Source organism: Pseudomonas sp. QLc11A, assembly GCF_052112305.1.
GTDB classification, from domain to species: Bacteria; Pseudomonadota; Gammaproteobacteria; order Pseudomonadales; family Pseudomonadaceae; genus Aquipseudomonas; species Aquipseudomonas laurylsulfatiphila.
The window spans coordinates 1-19,359 of record NZ_JAVAJJ010000026.1 but is presented as its reverse complement, the minus strand read 5'-3'; the positions used below and the strand labels follow the sequence as shown (position 1 = coordinate 19,359).

The window sequence follows — 19,359 nt, the reverse complement described above, 5'->3', positions numbered from 1 at the left end:
ACCTATTTTTGTACCGGAGTCCGCCTTGCGCTTGTTTCACACCTCCGACTGGCACCTGGGGCAAAACCTGCACGGCCAGGATCGCGATTTCGAACATGGCTGTTTTCTTGACTGGCTGTTACGCCAGCTGAAGCTGGATCAGCCGGATGTGCTGTTGATCGCCGGCGATATCTTCGACACGGTCAACCCGCCGGTCAAAGCCCAGGAGCGGCTCTACGACTTCATCGTCAGCGCCCACGAGCAGCAGCCGTCGCTGACCATCGTGATGATTGCCGGCAACCATGATTCCGGCTCGCGGATCGAACTGCCCGCGCCCTTGATGCGGCGCTTGCGCACCCATGCACTCGGTCGTGTGCTGTGGCTGGACGACGGGCAGCTGGATGCCGAGCGCCTGTTGCTGCCGTTGCCTGACGCCAGTGGTGAAGTCACCGCCTGGTGCCTGGCACTGCCGTTCCTGCGCCCGGCGGAAGTCACCGGCGCGCACTTGGGCGACAACTACCTGCGCGGGATCGGCCAGGTGCACGAATGGCTGATCGAAGCGGCCAACGCCAAGCGCACACCAGGCCAGGCACTGATCGCCATCAGCCACGCGCACATGGCGGGCGGCTCGGTGTCGGAAGACTCCGAGCGCAGCCTGATCATCGGCAACGCCGAAGCCCTGCCCGCCAGCCTGTTCGGGCCGAGCATCAGCTACGTTGCCCTGGGCCACCTGCACAAACCGCAGAAGGTCAACGGCGAGGAGCGCATCCGCTACAGCGGCTCGCCGATTCCGCTGTCGTTCTCCGAGATCAGCTATCAGCACCAGATTCTCGACATCAGGCTCGACGGCGAAACCCTGGTCAGCGTCGAGCCCAAACTGATTCCCCGCGCGGTCAACCTGCAACGCATCGGCCCGGCGCCCTTGAGCGAGATCCTGCTGCAGCTGGCGGACCTGCCGGACATCGACCTGTTGGCCGACATCCAGCGCCAACCGTGGCTGGAGGTGCGGGTGCGCCTCGATGAGCCGCAGCCCGACCTGCGCAATCAAGTGGAAACCGCCCTGCAAGGCAAGGCCGTGCGCCTGGTGCGCATCGCCGCCGAGTACGCTGGCAACGGCAGCCGTGACGGTGCCGATGAGGGCAGCACGCTGATCGAACTGGACCAGCTCACGCCCCAAGAGCTGTTCAGCCGTGCCTGGCAGGACAACTACGGCAGCGAGGTCGACGAGCAAACCCTCAAGGACTTTGCCGAGCTGTTGCAGGACGTGCAGATGGAGAGCGAACAACCATGAAAATTCTCGCGATCCGCCTGAAAAACCTCGCCTCCCTGGCCGGGCCCTTTGAAATCGACTTCACCGCCGAACCCCTGGCCAGTGCCGGACTGTTTGCCATCACCGGCCCCACAGGTGCCGGTAAAAGCACGTTGCTCGATGCTTTGTGCCTGGCGCTGTTTGGCGCCGTTCCACGCCTGAACAACACCGGCCGCGACGCGAAAGTGCCGGACGCCGACGGCGAAATCGGCACCGGCGACCCGCGAACCCTGCTGCGGCGCGGCACCGGTGAAGGCTATGCGGAAGTGGATTTCGTCGGAGTCGACGGCCGCCGCTACCGCGCTCGCTGGGAAGCCAATCGCGCCCGGGACAAGGCCGCCGGCAAACTGCAGGCCAGCCGCCAGAGCTTGCGTGACATCGATCAGGACCAGTTGCTGGCCAGCCAGAAAGGCGAATACAAGGCTCAGCTCGAAGCCGCGCTGGGGCTGAACTTCGAACAGTTCACCCGCGCCGTGCTGCTGGCGCAAAGCGAGTTCAGCGCATTCCTCAAGGCCGACGACAACGACCGCAGCGAACTGCTGGAGAAACTCACCGACACGGCGCTCTACACCCGACTCGGTCGTCGCGCCTTCGACAAGACCAAGGAGGCTCGCGAGGTTCACAAGCTGCTGCAGGATCAAGCCAGCGGAGTGACGCCGCTGGCACCGCAGGCCCGTGCGGAACTGGATGAGCGCTTCAATGCCGCGCAGCAACAGCAGAAGTTGCAGCAGGCACAACTCAAACAGCTTGAGCAGCAGCACACCTGGCTCAAGGAGCTGCGTCAGTTGCAGGACATTCAACTCGCAGCGACCGAGCAACTTCACAGTGCCCAACAGCACTGGGAAGGTTTGGCCGGCGAACGCTTGAAGCTGACACGGCTGGAACAACTCGGCCCACAACGGCACCAGTTCGCCCGCAAAACCAAGCTCGATGCACTGCTGACGCCACTGGCCGCACAGGTTGCTGACCATACCCGGCAGCAGCAGGAGCTGACTGAACGCCAGACGTTGCTGGAGCAAAACCTCTCTGCCACACAAATCGCCCTGAGCGAAGCCCAACAACGACAAACCGAAAGGGCTCCGCTACTGCGCCAGGCCTTCGAAGAACAAAGCACCCTCGCCCGCCTGGCCAGGGACGCCGCCCTCAGCGCCGACGCGAAGCACACCGCAGAACAAGCCTGCATCCAGGGCCAAAGCGCCATTCAAGCCTTGCTGGAAAAGCAGAACCAGGTTGCCGAACGTTTGCAGCGTATCGCCACCGAGCTTGAACAAAGCGCCCATCTGGCGCCGCTCAGCGACGCGTGGAATGCCTATCGGGATCGCCTGCAACAGTTGATGTTGATCGGCAACCGCTTGAACAAAGGCCAGGCCGAGCTGGCGACTCTTGAACAAAACGCCACCCGCAACGGCGAAGAACTCGCCTTGCAAAAGCAGCAACTTGAAGTGCTGTTCAAGGAGGCCGGTGCGGAGCCGGACGCCGTGGCCGAGCAGATCGGCATCCTCGGCAACCTGTTGCAGGACAACCGTAAACAGCTGCGCGCCATCGAAGACCTGACGCGGCTGTGGGCCAGCCAGCAGGAACTGGACAAGCGCAGTACCGAACTGCAACAGCGTCAGCTCACCGCGCAACAGGAACGTGAGCGCCTGACTCAGGACGGGGTGAAAACCAAAGCCGAACTGACGGTTGCCGAACAAACCTTCAACGTCACCCGGGAACTGCTGGAACGCCAACGTCTGGCCCGCAGTGCGAGTGTCGAAGAGTTGCGCACGCAGTTGCAGGACGACCAGCCGTGCCCGGTCTGCGGCAGTCACGAGCATCCTTACCATCAGCCCGAAGCGCTGCTGCAAAGCCTCGGTCGCCACGATGAAAACGAACAGACCCGCGCGCAGCAAGCGGTCGACCAGCTCAAGGAAAAGCTCACCGAACTGCGCGCCGAAGTGGTGGGCGTCATCGCCCGGCAAAAGGAGCAGCTGCAACAACAGGAGCAACTGGACGCCCAACAACAAGCCTTGGCTCCGAGCCTCGACGCTCACCCACTGGCTGCACAGCTTCTGGACCAGGACGCCGAAAAGCGCGACGCCTGGTTGACCCGGCAAAACGATCAGTTGAACCAGAGCATCACTCAAGACGAACAGCGTCAACGCGCCCTGCTCACCCTGCAGCAGGACGCCGCGCGCCTGACCCAGCAATTGCGCCACGCCGAAACCGCGCATCAGCAAGCGGCCCAGCACCTGAGCAACCAGCAGCGCGAACTGGGCAGCGATCGTCAACGGCTCAACGAGGAACTCGCCGCATTCGGCAGCCTTCTACCGGCCGAAACCCTCGAAGCGCTACGGGTGGAGCCTGCTGCGACGTTCATGCAGCTGGATCGGCAGATCGCCGAACGCCTCACACAGCTCGATCAGCAGAAAGAAGAACTTGCCGAGCAGCAACAGCGTCAACAGACGCTTGAGAAAGAACAGGATCGCCAGCAAACCCGCGTGCAACAACAGCAAATCGCCGAGCAGCAATTCAGTGCACTGGCCGAACAGCAACGGGCTTGCCAGCACCAGCTTGCACAACTGCTGGGCGAGCACGGCAGCGCCGAGCAGTGGCAGCAAGGGCTGGAAAACGCCGTAGAGCAAGCACGCAGTGCCCAGGCAACAACGGCGCAGGAGCTGCAGCAGGTATGTACGCAACGGGTGCAGATCGCCGCCGAACTCAAGGCGCAGCAGGAGCGTTTGCAAGCGCTGGAAAACGAAGATCGCGATCTCACCGACAAGATCGCCGACTGGCGCGCCCGGCATCCTGAGCTGGATGACGGTGGCCTCGAAGACTTGCTGCGGGTCGACGACACGCAAGTCAGCGAACTGCGCCAACGCTTGCAACACAACGAAAAAGCCATCGAACAGGCCAAGGTGCTGCTTCAAGAGCGTGATCAGCGCTTGCTTGATCATCAAGCCCAGCACAACGGCCATCTCGATGCCGAGCAACTCGCCACCGCCCTCACCGACCTGCAACATCAGTTCGCCGTCAGCGAGCAGCACTGTGCCGAACTGCGCGCCGAGCAGGTCGAAGACCAGCGCCGGCAGAACGCCAATCAGGCCCTGGCCCAACAGATTGCCGACGCCTACAACGAGTATCAACGCTGGGCACGCCTGAATGCGTTGATCGGGTCCGCCACCGGCGACACCTTCCGCAAGATCGCCCAGGCCTACAACCTCGACCTGCTGGTGCATCACGCCAACGTGCAATTGCGCCAACTGGTGCGCCGTTATCGCCTCAAGCGCGGCGGCAGCATGCTCGGGTTGCTGGTGATGGACACCGAAATGGGTGACGAACTGCGTTCGGTGCATTCGCTGTCCGGTGGCGAGACCTTCCTGGTATCGCTGGCACTGGCCCTCGGCCTGGCCTCGATGGCATCGAGCACGCTGAAAATCGAGTCGCTGTTCATCGACGAAGGCTTCGGCAGCCTCGATCCGGAGTCCCTGCAACTGGCCATGGACGCCCTCGACGGCTTGCAGGCACAAGGCCGCAAGGTCGCGGTGATTTCCCACGTACAGGAAATGCATGAACGGATTCCGGTGCAGATTCAGGTCCGCCGCCAGGGCAACGGCCTGAGCACCCTGGAGGTGAAATGAACAGGCTGTATTCCTTCCGCCGCTGCCCCTACGCCATGCGTGCACGAATGGCCCTGCGTTATTCGGCAGTGGCCGTGGACATCGTCGAAGTCAGCCTGAAGGCCAAGCCCGCCGAGATGCTCGCGCTGTCGGGCAAAGGCACGGTGCCGGTGCTGAGCGCCGATGGCCGGGTGATCGACGAAAGCCTCGACATCATGCGCTGGGCCCTGGCACAGAACGATCCGCAAGACTGGTTGCTCAAGGATGATCCTGATGCAGCGGCACAGATCGCCCCGCTGATCGAACAGAACGATCAAGTGTTCAAGGTGCACTTGAACCGCTACAAGTACGCCGAGCGTTATCCCGAGCAACCTATGGAGGTTTATCGCGCCGAGGGCGAGGTGTTTTTGCAAAGGCTGGATGAGTTGCTGGAGGGACGCGACTATTTGCTGGCCGACCATCCAAGCCTGGCCGACGTGGCGCTGATGCCCTTCGTGCGCCAGTTCGCCCACGTCGACCGCGAATGGTTTGCGCAGACGCCGTATCGGCGGTTGCAGGACTGGTTGCAGCGGTTTCTGGAGTCTGAACTGTTTACCAGTGTGATGCGCAAGTAAGCACGACCCCTGTGGCGAGGGGGCTTGCCCCCGTTGGGCTGCGAAGCAGCCCCAAGCTTTTTCTGGTCATCCGGATTTACGGCCGCTTCGCGACCGAACGGGGGCAAGCCCCCTCGCCACAGGCAAGCCCCCTCGCCACAAAGGATTCAGTGACCAGCAGGGTTCAAGCCAACACCCCACACATCCCGATCGCCGAGCAATCCACCTGGAACGGCCCGAAAACCACCCCTTCATTCCTGATCGGCGGATTACCGGCCAGCATGCCCTGCGCATTGGCATTTTCGATGTTGCGGGCAATGTTGTGATTGGCTTCGATGGCGCGTGCCACCGAGCCCGCCGAGCCCTGTCCGATCCCCAGCAGGGAGGATCCGTTGGTCATGAACGCCAGGAAGGCGATGACCCAAAGTCTGTGCCCTTTCATGCGCCGGCGACTCCTGCGAGTTCAGCCTGATCAACGCTGGCGTTTTGCGCACGGTGGTCAAACTGGATGCCGGGATGAGCGACCTGGATCGGTGCTTCGAAGCTGGATTGTGACTGGGCTGACAGGCTGACCAACAGCACCATGGCAAGGTACAGGCCGATCGCTACATAAGCACCGAGTTTGGCAGAAGTGAGAATTGCGCTGGCCATGATGTTCTCCGCAGGCATGTTTCAATGCCCACAGAATCGATCAAAACAGCCTGGGTAACCACTCAGGGTTATCCATAGTGATCATCAGCTTCGTTGATCATCAAGCCAGACTATTTCAGTCTTCAATAAAACTCATCAAGCGCTCGCGCGCAGCATCCGGTTCACCGGAAACAGCGTCGGATGCCGACAAAATAGGGGTGGAATAGAGAAACAGAAGAACCAATGCCAGACGCGTCACCATGCTGCCGATCCTTGCCGTGAGGAGGAGTCAAAAAATCAGCGTCAATTTAAACGCATGGCCATGTGATATCAAGCGCGACATTGATAGCAAAATGATGCTGTCGCAAATGCGTTATGCAGGAGCGACATCACTCTGATCGTTTTCGACACCTGCTTCTCAGCATCAGGCGCTTCGATCATCAATGACTTCGCTCCTGCATAAAGGCAGGGGGGGAAGTTCAGGCTTGGGTCTTGTGATCCAGCGCGGCGTAGAAGTTGGCGCTCTGTTGCAGGTATTTCTGGGTGTAGCTCTGGGTGTGGGCTTTTTTGTCGCTGATTTCAACGTTGGCACTGGCTGGCAGCGCAACGGTGGCAGAAATGGCGGAAGCGGCGATGACAGAGAAGATGTTGAAGTTCATGGCGGTATTCCTCGGATTCAGTTGGCTTGCTTGCCCGGTGGGGCCGTGAAGCAAACTTAACCCTCGAGGGTTCGCACCTTGAAATGCTTTGTAGCAGTACCAGATATCAGCGTCATTGATAAAAGCAGGCAGGCCCCATCAACCGGGGCCTGCGGCTTATTGACGCAGCAGAAACTTCAGGTCGCTGGGGGCGTCCATCGGCAGTTTTTGCACGGTTTTACCCAACAGACCGCTCTTGGCGTCGCGTTCGACGACGACAATCTGGTTGCTCTTCTGGTTGGCGACCAACAGGAATTTGCCGTTCGGATCAAGGCTGAACTCCCGTGGATGATCGCCTTCTACCGCCCGGCGTTGCAGCTCGGTAAGGTGTCCGGTTAGCGGATCAATGGCAAACACCAGCAGTTGATTGGCCGTGCCACGGTTGCTGACGTAGAGGAACTTGCCATCGGCCGAGGCATGCAACGCGGCGGCCGCCTTGTCCGAGACGGGTTGCCCGGCAGCCAGGTCGACCATCTGCGTCTGCTCTAGCGTGCCGTCGTGGTAATCGAACACCGCCACCTGAGCGCTCATTTCCATGGTCAGCCAGGCGTGTTTGCCATCGGCGCTGAACAGCAAATGCCGCGGCCCGCTACCGGGCGGCAGTTGCACGAACGCCGGGTTGGCCGGGGTCAATGGCAGCTGCGGATTGGCCTTGGGGTCGAAACGGTAGGCAAACACCTTGTCGGCGCCCAGGTCGTTGGAGAACACGTACTTACCGTCCGGCGACGGGACGGTCGAATGCACGTGGGCCGAGGCCTGGCGCTCGGGATTGACCCAGCTCGCCGGGTGGCTGCTCATCTGCACCACAGGTTTGAGCGTGCCATCGGCCGCCACCGGCACCACCGCGAGGGTACCGCCGGGGTCTTCGGCCACCGAGTAATTGCTGACAAACAAATGGCTGCCATCGACGCTGAGACTGGAATGGGTCGGCTCGTTGCCCAGGCTTTGCACCTGGTTGATCAGGCTCAGCACGTGGGTCTTGGGATCAATCGCGTAAGTGCTGACGCGCCCGAGCGGATCAGCCTGGCCCGGACCGTTTTCGTTGACCACGAACAGGTGTCGCTGGTCTTTCGACAGGGTCAACCACGATGGATTTTCGCTTTTCACCACTTGCAAGGGCTTGGCGTTGATCTGCCCGGTGGTGCTGTCGAACGCCAGGCGGTAGATCCCCTGGCTTTGCCCGGCGGTGTAAGAGCCCACCAGCAGTTGATAGTCCTCGGCGGATGCGGCCTGGACGCCCATCGCGCCGATGCTGCCGGCCATCAACAGTGGCCAGAGGTTACGCATCGTCCTGGTCATCATCTTCGTTATCACAGCCGACGATATCGCCCAGGCACACCAAACGGTGTTCGCCCGAGTCACCGGTGATCAACCAGCTTTGCAGCGAGGTGTCGAAGGTCGCGGCCTGGACCTGCGCCGGGGTGAACTCCCAGTGTTTGGCCGCACGGCCATCCATGCATTCAATGTGCAGATTATCGAACTCGTCGAGGGCGAATTCGAAGGCATGCAGCCCGTCGATTTCCACCATTCCGCAGTGTTCGAGGGCATTGAGCAAGGTGTCGGTTGGGGCAGTCATGGCAATCAGTCTTTGAATGGGAAAGCGCCAATGATAGCTCATGCACCCGACCAAAGTTTCACACAAACCTGTGGGAGCGGGCTTGCCCGCGATGGCGGTCAATCAGTCGACAACGATGTTGCTGACCCTCCGCTATCGCGGGCAAGCCCGCACACAGGGATTGTGGTCAGCCGTTAGAGGGCGTCGCGCGATGGTTGCCCATCCACCAGTCGCTGGATGCGCAGCGGATTGCCGTTCTTCAGCGCGTCCGGCAGCAAACTGTCCGGGTAGTTCTGGAAACACACCGGGCGCAGGAAACGATCGATGGCCAGTGTGCCCACCGATGTACCGCGCGCATCGGACGTTGCCGGGTAAGGCCCGCCGTGGACCATCGAATCGCAGACTTCCACACCAGTCGGATAGCCATTGAGCAGGATGCGTCCGACCTTCTGCTCCAGCAATGCCGTCAGCCCGGCGAACTGCTCGAAGTCTTGCGGCTCGCCAATGACGGTGGCGGTCAATTGGCCGTGCAGGCCGTTCAGGGCGGCCGTCAGTTGCGCCTGATCCGCGACCTCGACCACCACGGTGGTTGGCCCGAACACTTCCTCTTGCAGGACTTCATCGCCATCGAGCAGCAGACGGACATCGGCCTTGAACAGCTGCGGTTGGGCCTGATTGCCCTGTTGCGGATTGCCGGCCAGGTGTTCAATTCCCGGATGCGCCAGCAGTTTTTGCAAGCCTTGACCATAGCTGCCCAGGGTACCGGCATTGAGCATGGTTTGCGCCGGCTGGTCGCCCATCAACCCGGCCACTTGCTGCACAAAGGCACTGAACGACGCCGAGCGAATGCCGATTAGCAGACCCGGATTGGTGCAGAACTGCCCGCAGCCCTGCACCACCGAGGCAGTGAGGTCCCGGGCGACCGTGTCGGCCCGCGCCTGCAATGCCTGGGGCAAGACGATCACCGGGTTGATGCTCGACATCTCGGCGAACACCGGAATCGGTTGCGCACGTGCCGCGGCCATGTCGCACAGGGCCCGACCACCCTTGAGCGAACCGGTGAACCCCACGGCCCGGATGGCCGGATGCTTGACCAGTGCCTCGCCGACACCCCCGCCGTAGATCATGTTGAACACGCCGGCCGGCATACCCGTTTTTTCGGCAGCGCGAATGATCGCATCCGCCACCTGCTCGGCCGTGGCCATGTGGCCGCTATGGGCCTTGAACACCACCGGGCACCCGGCGGCCAGCGCCGAGGCGGTATCGCCGCCAGCGGTGGAGAACGCCAGCGGAAAGTTGCTGGCACCAAACACCGCCACAGGTCCCAGGCCGATGCGGTACTGACGCAGGTCCGGACGCGGCAACGGCTGACGCTCCGGCAATGCCCGGTCGATTCGCGCGCCGTAGAAATCACCGCGACGCAGCACTTTGGCGAACAGGCGCATCTGCCCGCTGGTACGCCCACGCTCGCCTTGAATCCGCCCTGCGGGCAACGCCGTTTCGCGGCAGACGATAGCGACAAAATCATCACCGAGGGCGTCCAGTTCATCGGCGATGGCATCGAGAAACTGCGCCCGTCGCTCCGCGCTCAGGCTGCGATAGGCCGGATAGGCGATCGCTGCTGCGTGGGCCGCCGCATCGACTTCCTGGGGTGTCGCCTGATAAAAATCGTGGGGCAAGTCTTCGCCGGTGCTGGCATCTACGCTGTGCAACTTGACGCTGCCGGCGGCGCTGCGTAGGCCGCCGATGTAGTTGTGACCAAGAATCCGGGTCATGGGTAAGTCCTCAAAGTGTGCCGACGGTGCCAGGTTCGAAAGCCGCCGCGACCGGGGCGATGCCGTTGATCAATGGTGCGCCGAACTCGGCCTGGGTGATCTCGAACACATCACCCGGGCGGGTGCGAATGCCGTCGGCAAAGGACAGGGTCGCGGTGCCGAAGAAGTGAATGTGCACGTCCCCCGGGCGCAGGAACTGGCTGTACTTGAAATGATGGAATTCCAGGTTGGCGAGGCTGTGGCACATGTTCGCCTCGCCACTGAGGAACTCGTTCTGCCACAGCACTTCGCCGTTGCGCAGGATGCGGCTGGTGCCCGCCAGATGCTGCGGCAACTCGCCCACCCGCAGTTCCGGGCCGTAGCTGCAGCTACGCAGTTTCGAATGGGCCAGGTACAGGTAGTTCTTGCGCTCCATGACGTGGTCGGAGAACTCGTTGCCCACGGCAAAACCCAGGCGATACGGCTTGGCGTCGTGACCGATCACGTACAGGCCGGCGATCTCCGGTTCTTCACCGGCATCTTCGGCAAACGGTGGCAATGGAAACGGCTGGCCTGGCCTTACGACGATGCTGCCATCGCCTTTGTAGAACCATTCCGGTTGCACGCCGGCTTCATCCGCCGCCGGCTTGCCGCCCTCCACGCCCCATTTGAAAATGCGCATGGTGTCAGTCATCGCAGTTTCGTCGCCGCTTTGCTGGTGCATCTTGTCCCGGGCCGACGCACTGCCCAGATGGGTCAGGCCCGTACCGCTGACCAGCATGTGCGCGGGGTCAGCATGATCCAGCGGCGGCAGGATGCGCCGTTGCGTCAGCAGATCGGCATAGTCATGGCTGATGCCCAGCCCCAGGCTCTGCACCTGTTGCTCAAGGCTCGCGCCCGCTTCAATCGCCGCCAGTGCCAGGTCGCGAACAGTGCGCGCGTCTTGCACTTCACGGACCAGGTCGTTGTCGACCACACCGACACGGCGTTCGCCGTTACTCAATTCGAATTGAACCAAACGCATGAATTTTCTCCTGTTAACCCAGAACCCGGGCAAACACGCCCCCCTGTGGGAGCGGGCTTGCCCGCGATGACGGCGGCACATTCAACATTGATGTGCCAGACAGATTGCTATCGCGGGCAAGCCCGCTCCCACAGAGTCCGTGGTGAATTACTGTTTCCTGTCAGGTACGGGTGGCCCCACGCGCACTCGCCGCAAACTCCTCGGCCGGCAACACGTGCTTGCGCTCCAGCAAGCGATACACCACACCCGTCAACACCAGCCCGAACACCATCACGCACGACAGGAAATACAGGCCCGAAGCCAGGTTGCCGGTGTATTCCTTGAGTGCGCCGATCACGAATGGACCGAGGTAGCCGCCGAGGTTGCCCACCGAGTTGATCAAGGCGATCCCCGCTGCCGCACTGGCGCCGGCAAAGAAGCGGCCCGGCAAGGTCCAGAACACCGCCGTGCAGGAGAACAACGCGAACGCCACAAGGCACAGCGCCGCCAGTTGCAGCACCGGCACCGACAGCCAGGCGCTGAGAAACAGACCGATCGCACCCAGCACGTAAAGCACGGCGAGGTGGCCGTAGCGGTCATTCAAGCGGTCGGAACTGCGCGGAATGATCAGCAGGCCGACGATGCCGAAGATGTACGGCACAGCGGAAACGAAACCGGTCACCAGGTCGCTGCCGCCAAACTGCTTGATCAGGGTCGGCAACCATAAGCCGAGGCCATAGATGCTCAGGGTCACCGGCAGGTAGAACAGCGCCAACAACAGGACGCGCTTGTCCTTGAGGGCGTGCAGCGGATTGCCGTGACGGGTCTGGCCGTAGGCGTCCAGGTCCTTTTTCAGCTCGCCGCTCAGCCAGTCTTTTTCCGCCTGGTCCATCCACTTCACTTGCTGCGGGCCGTCCGGCAACCAGCGCAGCACAGGCCAGGTCAGCAGGATCGCCGGGATGCCAATGACAATGAACAGCCACTGCCAGCCGTGCAGCCCGAGCACGCCGTCCATACCCAGCAGGCCGCCGGACACGGGGCCTGTGATCATCATCGCAATGGGTTGCGAGAGGATGAACAGCCCCAGGATCTTGCCGCGATGGCGCACCGGGAACCATTGGGTGATGTAGTACAGAACACCCGGGAAGAATCCGGCCTCGGCGGCGCCAAGCAAAAAGCGCATCACATAGAAACTGTTCGGCCCCTGGACGAAGGCCATGCCGATGGTGATGGCGCCCCAGGTGAGCATGATCCGCGCGAACCAGCGCCGTGCGCCAAAGCGGTCGAGCATCAGGTTGCTGGGGATTTCCAGCAGGAAGTAGCCGATGAAGAACAGCCCGGCACCAAGTCCGTAGGCCGCATCGCCCAGACCGATGTCCGCGCCCATGTGCAGTTTGGCGAAGCCCACTGCGGAGCGGTCCACGTAGGCGATCAGGTACAGCAGGATCAGGAAGGGAATCAGTTTCAGCGTGATGCGACGGATAAGCCGCAGTTCCTGGCTCATGAGATCGGTCTCCGATTGTTGTTGTTATGGAACCTCGGGGGACGCCTCTCGCGAAAAATTCGCCAGGGCCATCCCTCCGTTTGAGCGAACTATATAGTAATACTATTTACTCAACAACACTTCCAAACATCGCAAATTGAGCTTATGTTACGCCTCAGCTCGAACAATATAGTCATACAATAAGAGAACCGATCATGTCTGATAAGAAACCCACCCTGCGCTCCGCCCAATGGTTTGGCACGGCCGACAAGAACGGCTTCATGTACCGCAGCTGGATGAAGAATCAGGGCATCGCCGACCACCAGTTCCATGGCAAGCCGATCATCGGCATCTGCAACACCTGGTCGGAACTGACTCCGTGCAACGCGCATTTCCGCCAGATTGCCGAGCACGTCAAACGCGGCGTGATCGAGGCCGGCGGCTTCCCGGTGGAGTTCCCGGTGTTCTCCAACGGCGAATCCAACCTGCGTCCTACCGCCATGCTCACCCGTAACCTGGCGAGCATGGACGTGGAAGAAGCCATTCGTGGCAACCCGATCGATGGCGTGGTGCTGCTGACCGGTTGCGACAAAACCACCCCGGCACTGCTGATGGGCGCCGCCAGTTGCGACGTACCGGCCATCGTCGTCACCGGCGGGCCGATGCTCAACGGCAAGCACAAGGGCAAGGACATCGGCTCCGGCACCGTGGTCTGGCAGCTCAGCGAACAGGTCAAGGCCGGCACCATCAGCATCGACGACTTCCTCGCGGCCGAGGGCGGCATGTCCCGCTCGGCCGGCACCTGCAACACCATGGGCACGGCCTCGACCATGGCCTGCATGGCCGAAGCACTGGGCACCTCCCTGCCCCACAACGCCGCGATCCCGGCCGTGGATGCGCGCCGTTATGTGTTGGCGCACATGTCCGGCATGCGCGCCGTGGAGATGGTGCGCGAAGACCTGAAACTGTCGAAGATCCTCACCAGGGAAGCCTTCGAAAACGCCATTCGCGTCAACGCCGCCATTGGCGGTTCGACCAACGCGGTGATTCACCTCAAAGCCATCGCCGGGCGCATTGGCGTGGAACTGGACCTCGACGACTGGACCCGCATCGGTCGCGGCATGCCGACCATCGTCGACCTGCAACCGTCGGGACGCTTCCTGATGGAAGAGTTCTATTACGCCGGTGGCTTGCCGGCCGTGCTTCGTCGCCTCGGCGAAGCCAACCTGATCCCGAATCCGAATGCCCTGACCGTCAACGGCAAATCCATCGGCGAGAACACCAAAGACGCGCCGATTTATGGCGAGGACGAAGTGATCCGCACCCTCGACAACCCGATCCGCGCCGATGGCGGCATCTGCGTCTTGCGCGGCAACCTGGCACCGCTGGGCGCGGTGCTCAAGCCGTCCGCCGCCACGCCGGCACTGATGCAGCATCGCGGTCGCGCGGTAGTGTTCGAGAACTTCGACATGTACAAGGCGCGGATCAACGACCCGGAACTGGACGTGGATGCCAACTCGATCCTGGTGATGAAGAACTGCGGGCCGAAGGGTTATCCGGGCATGGCCGAAGTGGGCAACATGGGTTTGCCAGCCAAGCTGCTGGCCCAGGGTGTGACCGACATGGTGCGCATTTCCGATGCGCGCATGAGCGGCACCGCGTACGGCACTGTTGTCCTCCACGTCGCCCCCGAAGCTGCTGCCGGTGGACCGCTGGCCGCAGTGAAAGAAGGCGACTGGATCGAACTCGATTGCGCCAGCGGCCGTTTGCACCTGGATATTCCCGATGCTGAACTGGCCGCGCGCATGGCCGACCTGCAACCGCCGCAGAATCTGATCGTCGGGGGATATCGTCAGCTGTACATCGACCATGTGCTGCAAGCGGACCAGGGTTGCGACTTCGACTTCCTGGTCGGTTGCCGTGGGGCTGAAGTACCGCGTCACTCCCACTGACACCACCCTCCCCCTGTAGGAGCGAGCTTGCTCGCGATGGACGTGAACGATAACGCGTGCGGTCTGTAAGCAAGCGCCGTCTTGAAATCCATCGTCGGAACGCCGCCCGGAGCAAGCTCGCTCCTACATTTGATTTTGCACCTGCCTCAAGTTCGTGCCGCGCCTGCTATCATGCGCGACACCTATTCGCACAGGACCGCGTCGCTCCCCATGGATTACCGCAAACCCTCCGACCGCAAAAGCATGCACTCGCGCATCGTCCAGGAACTGGGCATGCAGATCGTCTCGGGACGTTTCCTGCCGGACGACAAACTGCCCGCCGAAGCGCTGTTGTGCGAAGAGTATGCGGTCAGCCGGCCGGTGCTGCGCGAAGCCACCCGAGTATTGGTTGCCAAGGGTCTGGTGTATTCCCGCCCGCGCGTCGGGACTGTGGTCAAGCCGCGCAAGGACTGGCACATGCTCGATCCGGACGTGCTGCACTGGCTGATGCAGAGCAGTCCGCAGAACCAGTTTTTCGACCTGCTGACCAGTGTGCGCAGCATCATCGAACCGGCCGCTGCCGCCCTCGCCGCGCAATTCGCCACCGAGGCGGACATCGCGTCCATCGGTGAGGCCTACCAGCGCATGGAAGCCGCGCCGACACCGGAGGCGCTGTTGCAGCCGGACCTGGACTTCCACAGTCGCATCGCCGACGCCACCCACAACGACTTGCTGGCCAATCTGTGCAACATGCTCTCGGTGGCGATTGCCGAAGCCTTGAAGCATTCGAACCAGCGACCGAACCTGCATGAACTGGCGCTGCCGCGGCACAAGGCGATTCTCACCGCCATCGAGAACCGTGATGCTCTGGGCGCACGGCATGCGACGCTGGTGCAGCTCGATGATGCGCGTAGCGCGTTGAATGTGGTGTTGGGTAGCGATCCTGCCTGATCACCGTCCCCTTGCAGGAGCGAGCTTGCTCGCGATAAACCGCAGAGCACCGCGGGGCACCTGCCAACCAGCGTTTTCGTTGACGACCATCGCGAGCAAGCTCGCTCCTACAGGGGCTGGTGCGAATTTGAGATAAAAAAAAGCCGCAACCAAGGTTGCGGCTTTTTCACATCTTCATGGATCAGTGAGCAAACAACGAGTTGCCCTTCTGCCCCGCCAGTTTCTCCGGCTTGATCAGGAACCGCGCCAGTGCCGGCAACAGCCACAGCGCACCGAACATGTTCCACAGCAGCATGAAGGTCAGCATCAGACCCATGTCGGCCTGGAACTTGATGGCCGAGAAGATCCAGGTGCACACGCCGATCGCCAGGCACAGACCGGTGAACAGCACGGCCTTGCCGGTGGACTTCAGCGTCTGGTAGTACGCCTCTTGCAGCGGCAGGCCGGCACGCAGGAAGCTTTCCAGGCGGCTGTAGATGTAGATGCCGTAGTCCACGCCAATCCCCACCCCGAGCGCCACGACCGGCAGGGTCGCCACTTTCACGCCGATGCCCATGAAGGCCATCAGGGCGTTGCCGAGCACCGAGGTCAGCACCAGCGGCAGCACGATGCACAAGGTCGCCGCCCATGAACGGAAGGTGATCATGCACATGACCGCCACGCAGATGTACACCAGGATCAGGATGGTCAGTTCGGACTTCTTGATCACCTCGTTGGTGGCCGCCTCGATCCCGGCGTTACCGGCAGCGAGGATGAACTCCAGGCCTTCCTTGTTGTTTTCCTTTGCGAACTCCTGCACCGCATGCACCGCGCGATCCAGGGTTTCGGCCTTGTGATCGTTGAGAAACACCAGCACCGGCGCCAGGGAGCAACTGTTGTTGTACAGGCCGTCGGCGCGGGCGATGGAGTTGTTCAGCACATCAGGGTTACGCGACAGGGTTTCCCATTTCAGGTTGCCCTCGTTCATGCCCTTGATCATTTGCTTGGACACGGTCACCAGGGAGATCGCCGACTGCACGCCCTCGGTGTTCTGCATCTTCCACATCAGCTCGTCGATCGGCGCCATGGCTTCATAGCGCGAGCAGCCTTCGGACTTGGTCTTGACCATCACCACCAGCACGTCGGAACTGGTCGAGTAGTTGTTGATGATGAAGTTGTTGTCCTTGTTGTAGCGCGAGTCCGGACGCAGCTCCGGGGCACCCTGGTCGAGGTCGCCGATTTTCAGGTTCTGGCTGTACCACAGGCCGCCGCCGAAGGCGATCAGTGCCAGCAGAATGGAAACCGGTGCGACTTTGGCGCTGGCAAAATTCGCCAGCAGGCGCCAGAACGGATGTTCACGGGTTGCGTCTTTCTTGCTGCGGTCCACGGCACGCTTGCTGATGCCGACATAGGAAATCGCCACTGGCAGCAGGATCAGGTTGGTGAACACGATCACCGCCACGCCGATGGACGCGCCAATCGCCAGCTCGCGGATCACGCCGATATCGATGATCAGCAGCGTGATGAAACCCACGGCATCGGCAAGGATCGCGATCATCCCCGGCAGGAACAATTGACGGAAGGTGCGGCGCGCCGCCGTCAGGGCGTTGTCCGCCTCGCTCGATTGCAGGGCGATCCCGTTGATCTTCTGCACGCCGTGGGAAATACCGATGGCGAAGATCAGGAACGGCACCAGCATCGAATAGGGGTCGAGCCCGAAGCCGAAGAAGTGCATCAGGCCCAGCTGCCAGATCACGGCCACCAGCGTCGTGCTCAACACGGCGACGGTACTGCGCAGGCAGTTGGTGAACCACAGCAGGAGGATCAGGGTGATGACGAAGGCGATACCGAAGAACATCACGACCATCACCAAGCCATCGATCAGGTCACCGACCTTCTTGGCGAAACCGACGATGTGGATCTTCACATTCGGGTTCTGCGCTTCGAACTTGGTGCGGATCTTGTCTTCAAGCTCGTGGGAGAACTTGCGATAGTCCAGCGCCAGCAGCTTGCCCTGGTCCTGCGGGTCCGGGTAGGACTCCAGCAACGGAATGTCGACGATGCTCGACTTGAAATCGTTGGACACCAGGCGCCCGACCTGACCGGACTTGAGCACGTTGTTGCGCAGCAAATCGAGACTGGCCTGGGAGCCGTTGTAGCTCTGCGGGATCACTTCCCCGCCGGCGAAGCCCTCTTCCGTCACTTCGGTCCAGCGAATGCTGGGGCTCCACAGCGATTTCAGACCGGAACGGTCGACACCGGAGATGTAGAACACCTCGTCGTTGATCTGACGCAGGGTCTCCATGTACTCCTTGGAGAAGATGTCGCCATCGGTGGCTTCCACCGAGATCCGCACGGTGTTGCCAAGGTTCGCCAGATCGTTGCGGTGCTCCATCATCTTCTGGATGAAAGGATGCTCCAGCGGGATCATTTTTTCGAAGCTGGTGGACGGACGGATCAGCGTCGCCTGCCAGAACAGGAAAATACTGACCAGCAGGCAGATCGTGATCACTGCCGGACGGTTGTTGAAGATCAGGCGCTCGAGGAACGTCGCCTTGTCCTGGTGATGTGTACTCAAGGAAGTCATAGCTCCGCCTTCTTATTATTAACCCGGCTCATTTGCCCGACTCGGTACCGTTTGGCGAGGTGACGCGAACGCCGCCCTGCCCGGCCAGAACCAGATTGCCATTGCCTGCTGCAGTCACTGCCGAGACCGAAATACGGTCCGCACGGTTGACCACCTTGAAGGTTTCGCCATTGTCACTGCTGCGAATCACCGAGCCGCCGTTGCCGACGATCACGATCGAACCATCGTCGAGCAGCGTGCCGCCGGACAGCCCGAACTCCAGGTCGCCGCGCTCAGCCTTGAGCTCGACTTGCTCCCAAGTGCTGCCGAAATCCGTGGAGCGGTACAGGTTGCCGCGCAGTCCGTAGGCCAGCAACGTATTGGCCTGCGCCGTGCCGATCACGCCAAACAGCGAACCTTCGTACGGACCCTCGAGCTTTTCCCAGGTCTGGCCCCAATCAGCGGAGCGGAACATGCTGCCCTGCTCACCGACGATGAACAGCCCAGCGTCCTTGACCGCGGCGATCGCGTTCAGGTGGTACTGGTCTTCGTTGTCAAGGCGGTCGCTGGCATCTTCCCAATGCTTGCCACCATCGGTGGTTTCCATCAGCGAGCCATAAGCGCCCACGGCAAAGCCGCTGTCGACGTCCTTGAACCAGACATCGAGCAGCGGCGATTCACGATTCAGATCTTCGAATTGCTTGGTCCAGGTCGCGCCGCCGTCCTCGCTGGCGAGGATCTGCGCGTCATGGCCGACGGCCCAGCCGTGCTTGTCATCGACAAAAAACACCGACGTCAGCAGGGCCCGGGTCGGCACCTTGGCCTGGGTCCAGGTCGCGCCCTGGTCATCGGAATACAGGATGTGCCCACGATCCCCGACCGCCACCAGGCGCTTGCCGGCGTGGACGACATCGAGCATCAGGCTTTTGGCAGCCTTGGCCGATTCAATGGAATAAACAACATCGGATGCTGGCGCCGCCGCGGCCAGCACAGGTGCCGACAGCATGGCAGAGCCCAACAGCGAGAGCGCTGTAGCCAGCAACGCTAATTTGCGCAGTGCCGGCGGGCGGCAGATACCCACACCCATGACAGGCTCACTCATAGACCTTCTCCCATTATTATTGTTAGGTCGTTCAACCTTTCTGGGCGCCGCAAGGGTGCGTGCCTGGACCGGTTGTTTCAGAGCATAGTCCTGAAACCCGCCATCCAGAGCCCCTTCGGAAGCTGGCTTATCCTATCGGTGTTTTTTAACGTCTGACAATCGACGCCACGTTATGTTTTGTTAACCGGGGGGGATGGGGGGGTGTTCTGAATGGTTGGGTATCAGGT

Annotated in this window: 16 protein-coding genes; 5 read left to right on the top strand and 11 right to left on the bottom strand. The window is 61.5% G+C overall.

From position 1 onward, the window contains the following. Positions 1–25: 25 nt before the first annotated feature. From Q8X48_RS27855 to Q8X48_RS27845, 3 genes are read left to right on the top strand one after another with little or no spacing between them, the layout of a single operon-like run. Positions 26–1,270 carry an exonuclease SbcCD subunit D C-terminal domain-containing protein gene (locus Q8X48_RS27855; protein WP_407802607.1) on the top strand — a complete coding sequence of 415 codons (1,245 nt, stop codon included), beginning with the start codon at positions 26–28 and terminating at the stop codon, positions 1,268–1,270. Continuing rightward, positions 1,267–4,908: an AAA family ATPase gene (locus Q8X48_RS27850; RefSeq protein ID WP_407802606.1), complete on the top strand. Its 3,642-nt coding sequence runs from the start codon at positions 1,267–1,269 to the stop codon at positions 4,906–4,908. Before Q8X48_RS27855 ends, Q8X48_RS27850 begins: the two co-directional genes overlap by 4 nt. Continuing rightward, positions 4,905–5,501 (top strand): glutathione S-transferase, encoded by a 597-nt coding sequence (locus Q8X48_RS27845; RefSeq protein ID WP_407802605.1) that lies wholly within the window; start codon positions 4,905–4,907, stop codon positions 5,499–5,501. The genes Q8X48_RS27850 and Q8X48_RS27845 overlap by 4 nt, the downstream gene beginning before the upstream one ends. 163 nt (positions 5,502–5,664) lie before the next feature. Here the strand turns inward: Q8X48_RS27845 and Q8X48_RS27840 are convergent, their stop codons facing one another. From Q8X48_RS27840 to Q8X48_RS27800, 9 genes are all read right to left on the bottom strand, one after another. Beyond that, positions 5,665–5,922 (bottom strand): hypothetical protein, encoded by a 258-nt coding sequence (locus Q8X48_RS27840; protein WP_007979945.1) that lies wholly within the window; start codon positions 5,920–5,922, stop codon positions 5,665–5,667. After that, positions 5,919–6,131, bottom strand: coding sequence for a hypothetical protein (locus Q8X48_RS27835; protein WP_095967104.1), 213 nt, complete (start codon positions 6,129–6,131; stop codon positions 5,919–5,921). The genes Q8X48_RS27840 and Q8X48_RS27835 overlap by 4 nt, the downstream gene beginning before the upstream one ends. 115 nt (positions 6,132–6,246) lie before the next feature. Next, positions 6,247–6,372 (bottom strand): hypothetical protein, encoded by a 126-nt coding sequence (locus Q8X48_RS27830; protein ID WP_007979948.1) that lies wholly within the window; start codon positions 6,370–6,372, stop codon positions 6,247–6,249. Between the two features lie 217 nt (positions 6,373–6,589). Then, on the bottom strand, positions 6,590–6,769 hold the full coding sequence (locus Q8X48_RS27825) for a hypothetical protein (RefSeq protein WP_007979950.1): 180 nt from the start codon (positions 6,767–6,769) through the stop codon (positions 6,590–6,592). A 156-nt stretch (positions 6,770–6,925) separates the two neighbouring features. Then, the gene (locus tag Q8X48_RS27820; RefSeq protein WP_407802604.1) at positions 6,926–8,095 is read right to left on the bottom strand and encodes a lactonase family protein; all 1,170 of its coding nucleotides are present in this window, start codon (positions 8,093–8,095) and stop codon (positions 6,926–6,928) included. Then, on the bottom strand, positions 8,088–8,426 hold the full coding sequence (locus Q8X48_RS27815) for a DUF5629 family protein (RefSeq protein WP_015095354.1): 339 nt from the start codon (positions 8,424–8,426) through the stop codon (positions 8,088–8,090). The genes Q8X48_RS27820 and Q8X48_RS27815 overlap by 8 nt, the downstream gene beginning before the upstream one ends. A gap of 131 nt (positions 8,427–8,557) precedes the next feature. Further along, on the bottom strand, positions 8,558–10,138 hold the full coding sequence (locus tag Q8X48_RS27810; protein WP_407802603.1) for an aldehyde dehydrogenase (NADP(+)): 1,581 nt from the start codon (positions 10,136–10,138) through the stop codon (positions 8,558–8,560). A 10-nt stretch (positions 10,139–10,148) separates the two neighbouring features. Continuing rightward, the gene (gene araD1 / locus Q8X48_RS27805; protein ID WP_407802602.1) at positions 10,149–11,141 is read right to left on the bottom strand and encodes an AraD1 family protein; all 993 of its coding nucleotides are present in this window, start codon (positions 11,139–11,141) and stop codon (positions 10,149–10,151) included. Between the two features lie 160 nt (positions 11,142–11,301). Continuing rightward, complete coding sequence (locus Q8X48_RS27800; RefSeq protein WP_407802601.1) at positions 11,302–12,624, bottom strand: MFS transporter; 1,323 nt, start codon at positions 12,622–12,624, stop codon at positions 11,302–11,304. A 194-nt stretch (positions 12,625–12,818) separates the two neighbouring features. Between Q8X48_RS27800 and Q8X48_RS27795 the strand changes: the two genes are divergently transcribed. Continuing rightward, on the top strand, positions 12,819–14,555 hold the full coding sequence (locus Q8X48_RS27795; RefSeq protein ID WP_007979961.1) for an IlvD/Edd family dehydratase: 1,737 nt from the start codon (positions 12,819–12,821) through the stop codon (positions 14,553–14,555). 210 nt (positions 14,556–14,765) lie between these two features. Then, a complete protein-coding gene (locus Q8X48_RS27790; protein ID WP_032829613.1) occupies positions 14,766–15,485 on the top strand; it encodes a FadR/GntR family transcriptional regulator in 720 nt (239 codons plus the stop codon). A gap of 181 nt (positions 15,486–15,666) precedes the next feature. On the opposite strand, the gene Q8X48_RS27785 is transcribed toward Q8X48_RS27790, so the two are convergent. Beyond that, positions 15,667–18,051: an efflux RND transporter permease subunit gene (locus Q8X48_RS27785; protein WP_126046042.1), complete on the bottom strand. Its 2,385-nt coding sequence runs from the start codon at positions 18,049–18,051 to the stop codon at positions 15,667–15,669. Between the two features lie 28 nt (positions 18,052–18,079). Next, complete coding sequence (locus Q8X48_RS27780; protein ID WP_015095361.1) at positions 18,080–19,132, bottom strand: WD40/YVTN/BNR-like repeat-containing protein; 1,053 nt, start codon at positions 19,130–19,132, stop codon at positions 18,080–18,082. Positions 19,133–19,359 lie beyond the last annotated feature (227 nt).

Excerpts from the sequence above, each read along its gene's own strand:
- Q8X48_RS27850 (WP_407802606.1), top strand. The coding sequence starts at position 1,267 with ATGAAAATTCTCGCGATCCGCCTGAAAAACCTCGCCTCCCTGGCCGGG.
- Q8X48_RS27845 (WP_407802605.1), top strand. The coding sequence starts at position 4,905 with ATGAACAGGCTGTATTCCTTCCGCCGCTGCCCCTACGCCATGCGTGCA.
- Q8X48_RS27840 (WP_007979945.1), bottom strand. The coding sequence starts at position 5,922 with ATGAAAGGGCACAGACTTTGGGTCATCGCCTTCCTGGCGTTCATGACC.
- Q8X48_RS27835 (WP_095967104.1), bottom strand. The coding sequence starts at position 6,131 with ATGGCCAGCGCAATTCTCACTTCTGCCAAACTCGGTGCTTATGTAGCG.
- Q8X48_RS27830 (WP_007979948.1), bottom strand. The coding sequence starts at position 6,372 with ATGGTGACGCGTCTGGCATTGGTTCTTCTGTTTCTCTATTCCACCCCT.
- Q8X48_RS27825 (WP_007979950.1), bottom strand. The coding sequence starts at position 6,769 with ATGAACTTCAACATCTTCTCTGTCATCGCCGCTTCCGCCATTTCTGCC.
- Q8X48_RS27820 (WP_407802604.1), bottom strand. The coding sequence starts at position 8,095 with ATGCGTAACCTCTGGCCACTGTTGATGGCCGGCAGCATCGGCGCGATG.
- Q8X48_RS27815 (WP_015095354.1), bottom strand. The coding sequence starts at position 8,426 with ATGAGCTATCATTGGCGCTTTCCCATTCAAAGACTGATTGCCATGACT.
- Q8X48_RS27810 (WP_407802603.1), bottom strand. The coding sequence starts at position 10,138 with ATGACCCGGATTCTTGGTCACAACTACATCGGCGGCCTACGCAGCGCC.
- araD1 (WP_407802602.1), bottom strand. The coding sequence starts at position 11,141 with ATGCGTTTGGTTCAATTCGAATTGAGTAACGGCGAACGCCGTGTCGGT.
- Q8X48_RS27800 (WP_407802601.1), bottom strand. The coding sequence starts at position 12,624 with ATGAGCCAGGAACTGCGGCTTATCCGTCGCATCACGCTGAAACTGATT.
- Q8X48_RS27795 (WP_007979961.1), top strand. The coding sequence starts at position 12,819 with ATGTCTGATAAGAAACCCACCCTGCGCTCCGCCCAATGGTTTGGCACG.
- Q8X48_RS27790 (WP_032829613.1), top strand. The coding sequence starts at position 14,766 with ATGGATTACCGCAAACCCTCCGACCGCAAAAGCATGCACTCGCGCATC.
- Q8X48_RS27785 (WP_126046042.1), bottom strand. The coding sequence starts at position 18,051 with ATGACTTCCTTGAGTACACATCACCAGGACAAGGCGACGTTCCTCGAG.
- Q8X48_RS27780 (WP_015095361.1), bottom strand. The coding sequence starts at position 19,132 with ATGAGTGAGCCTGTCATGGGTGTGGGTATCTGCCGCCCGCCGGCACTG.